This is a genomic window from Protofrankia sp. Cas4 (genome assembly GCF_963555915.1).
GTDB lineage: Bacteria > Actinomycetota > Actinomycetes > Frankiales > Frankiaceae > Protofrankia.
Window position 1 is genome coordinate 16,380 of record NZ_CAUVXL010000161.1, and the last position, 2,123, is coordinate 18,502.

Annotated in this window: 2 protein-coding genes; both read right to left on the minus strand. The window is 70.8% G+C overall.

Annotated elements, in window-relative coordinates; all coding sequences use genetic code 11:
* Window positions 1-992 (minus strand): ABC transporter transmembrane domain-containing protein (locus U9979_RS14970; RefSeq protein ID WP_322779857.1); only part of this gene is annotated, 992 nt, incomplete at its 3' end.
* Window positions 989-2,123: ABC transporter ATP-binding protein (locus tag U9979_RS14975; protein WP_322779858.1), on the minus strand; the 1,135-nt coding region annotated here is incomplete at its 5' end. The genes U9979_RS14970 and U9979_RS14975, both read right to left, overlap by 4 nt.

Genomic DNA, 2,123 nt, shown 5'->3' on the forward strand with positions numbered 1-2,123 from the left:
GCCACCAACCGGCCGGCGCTGAGATCACCGTCCACCCCGAGCAACACCCCGCCGACCACCACGGCGCAGGTCGCGCAGGCCGCCACCAGCTCGCCCGCCGAGAAGACCGTGGCGACCATCCGCTGCGCGGCGGTCTGCGCCGACCGGTAGTGGTCCACGGAGGTGTCGACCCGCGTCGCCGTGCGCGCCTGAGCACCGTAGGCGCGCACCACCGCCGCGCCGACCACGGACTCCGAGATCGCGCCCAGCATCTGCGCGACCCGTTCCCGAACGGCCAGATACCGCTGCGCGAGAACCGACTGGAACCGCTTGATGACAAGGGCCATCGGCACGAAGCAGGTGTAGACAACGATGGTCAGCGGCCAGGAGTAGACCGCCATGAGGACGGTCGCGATCAACATCTGCCCGGAGGACAGCAGCAGGATCATTCCGCCGAACTGCAGGAACTGCGACATCTGGTCGACGTCGCTGGTAACCCGTGAGGTGAGCGCCCCCCGCCGCTGCTCCGACTGGGTCAGTGCGGACAGATCGTGGATGTGCCCGAACGCGCGTATCCGCAGCGTCGCCAGCGCAGACTCCGACGTCCGGTAGAGCCGCACGCTCATCAGGTACGCCGCAAAGGCCGTCACCCCGATCGCCACCGTCGCGCCGCCCGCCGCCCAACGGACCACCGACAGGTTGGGTGTCCCGTGAAGCAGGCCGTGGTCGATGGTCTGCTGGACCGCGATCGGGACCACCACCCGTCCCACGGTGGCGATGACCGCAAGGACGAGGGTCACCGGCAGGCCGGCGGTGAGTTCCGGTACAAGGCGGCGGATCTTGCCGAGGGTCACCCCCAGCGGCTCCCCGGAGCGGACCTGAGCACCGCCGTCGGGGCCACCGCCGTCGGCACCGCCGTCGGCACCGCCCACCAGCACCGGGCCATCCAGCACCGGGCCATCCAGCCTCGGAGCCGGGTCCTCCTGGCGAGGGGCCGGCACGGTAACGCTCACCGTGCCACTCCGGCGTCCTCGACGACAGCCCCGATGACATCCCCGACGGGGTTCGCGCCGCCGCTCACCGGGTGGTATGCGGTCAACAACGCCGCGTACCCGGGCGAGGTGGCCATGAGTTCATCGTGGCTGCCTCGCCCGGCCACCCGTCCCCGATCCAGGTACACGACCTCGTCTGCCAGCTCGATCGTTGCCCGCCGGTGTGCGACGACAACCACCGTGGACGCGCCCGCACGCTCCCGCAGACCAGCCAGGATGGCCGCCTCGATCCGCGGATCGACGCCGGATGTCGCGTCGTCGAGAACGAGCAGGCGCGGCTGGCGGACCAGCGCCCGGGCCAGGGCGATCCTTTGGCGCTGCCCGCCGGACAGCGTGGTTCCACGTTCGCCGACCTGCGTGTCGAGACCGGCGGGCAGTGCCGCGACGAAGCGGTCCGCCTGCGCGCGCGCGAGCGCCTCCCACAGCGCCGCATCGTCCACGGCCAAGCCGAGCGCGACGTTGCCGCGAACCGTGTCGTCGAACAGGAACGCCTGCTGGGACACCAGGGACGCGGCCGAGCTGATCTCACCGTCGGCGAGCTCAGAAAGATCGACACCGTCGATCCGGACCGCCCCGACGTCAGGGTCGTACAGCCTGACCAGCAACCCGGCCAGGGTCGACTTTCCCGACCCGGTCCGCCCGGCGAGCGCCACCACCCGGCCGGGCGCAACATCGAAGCTCACCCCGTCAAGGGCGTGGGCCGCCGGCCCCTCCCCATCCACCGGTCGCGGGTAGGTATAGGTGACGGCGTCCACAGTCAGCCTCGCCGGGCCCTGAGCGCGCAGTGTCTGCGATCCGAAGCGCTGCTCACCGCGGGCGCGCAGGACCGCGCGCACCCGGCCGTAGCCGACAACCGACCGGGGCAGTTCGCCGAACACCCAGCCGATCGCCCGCAGCGGGAAGGCCAGGAGCGTGAACAGGTAGGCGACGCGAATCAGATCTCCGACATCGAGTGCGCCCGCCGAGATCCTGGCCGTGCCGACCAGCAGGACCGCGAGAACGCCGATGTTCGGTAACGCGTCCATCACCGGATCGAACATGCCGCGCACCCGGCCGGCGCTGATCATTGCTTCCTTCAGTTCGTCTGCCTTG